This window comes from Thiolapillus sp. (genome assembly GCF_048562965.1).
Taxonomy (GTDB): Bacteria; Pseudomonadota; Gammaproteobacteria; order Chromatiales; family Chromatiaceae; genus Thiolapillus; species Thiolapillus brandeum_A.
Genome location: NZ_JBHNMF010001287.1, coordinates 1 through 725 on the forward strand (window position 1 = coordinate 1; position 725 = coordinate 725).

Below are 725 nucleotides of genomic sequence, written 5' to 3' on the forward strand. Positions count from 1 at the left end.
TCCTTTTGTTTCGAACCCGCCAGATTTTCGTTGCCGTTGGGGCAGGAATTTCTCATTGGCAGTCATTGATCATCTATTTGTCTAGGCGGCCACCAAAGGCCTTGCGTGTTCCAGTTTCTCAGCCAACACTTCATTGTGCTGAGCAAGCCACATGTCATTCATGAACTGGAGATTCAGCCAAAACTCCGGAGTAGTGCTCAGAACCTTTGCCAGCAAAAAAGCGGTTTCCGCCGTTACACCGCGACGACCACCACAAAGTTCGTTGACGGTTTTTCGGCCTACGCCCATCGCTTTTGCCAGTTCGCCCTGGGTGATCCCCAGAGGATCTAGAAATTCTTCTTTGAGCATAGAGCCCACGCTGGTAGGTTGATGGGCAGGAATTTTCAGTGCTTCAACCATGGTTTCACCTCTTACCTATACGTATGGGGATCCAGATAGACCCCGTTAGCTTTGCCTGCATTCCACTGGAATATCAGACGGTATTGTTTGTTCACGCGGATCGAGCACCAATCCTTTAGCTTTCCCTCCAAATGCTCAAAGCGGTTACCCGGTGGTACTCTTAAATCCTGCTCGCCGTGAGCGGCATGGATAATATCGAGCTTACGCTTTAGCGCACTCTCGAGGGTGCCGGGGATGTTGGGTGACTTAACACCACGAAAGTAGTAGTCATCCAGCCATTGATCCCGGAACGTCTTAATCATGATCAATTGTATCCTGTATCGCTA

Annotated in this window: 2 protein-coding genes; both read right to left on the reverse strand. The window is 49.8% G+C overall.

Translation table 11 applies throughout. The annotated features are described in order from the left end of the window. Positions 1–81: 81 nt before the first annotated feature. Positions 82–399, reverse strand: coding sequence for a HigA family addiction module antitoxin (locus tag ACOCD2_RS23860; protein WP_293675498.1), 318 nt, complete (start codon positions 397–399; stop codon positions 82–84). A gap of 11 nt (positions 400–410) precedes the next feature. Continuing rightward, a complete protein-coding gene (locus tag ACOCD2_RS23865) occupies positions 411–701 on the reverse strand; it encodes a type II toxin-antitoxin system RelE/ParE family toxin (protein ID WP_293675499.1) in 291 nt (96 codons plus the stop codon). Positions 702–725: the final 24 nt, after the last annotated feature.

Coding starts and splice junctions, on each gene's coding strand:
- ACOCD2_RS23865 (WP_293675499.1), bottom strand. CDS start 701: ATGATTAAGACGTTCCGGGATCAATGGCTGGATGACTACTACTTTCGT.
- ACOCD2_RS23860 (WP_293675498.1), bottom strand. CDS start 399: ATGGTTGAAGCACTGAAAATTCCTGCCCATCAACCTACCAGCGTGGGC.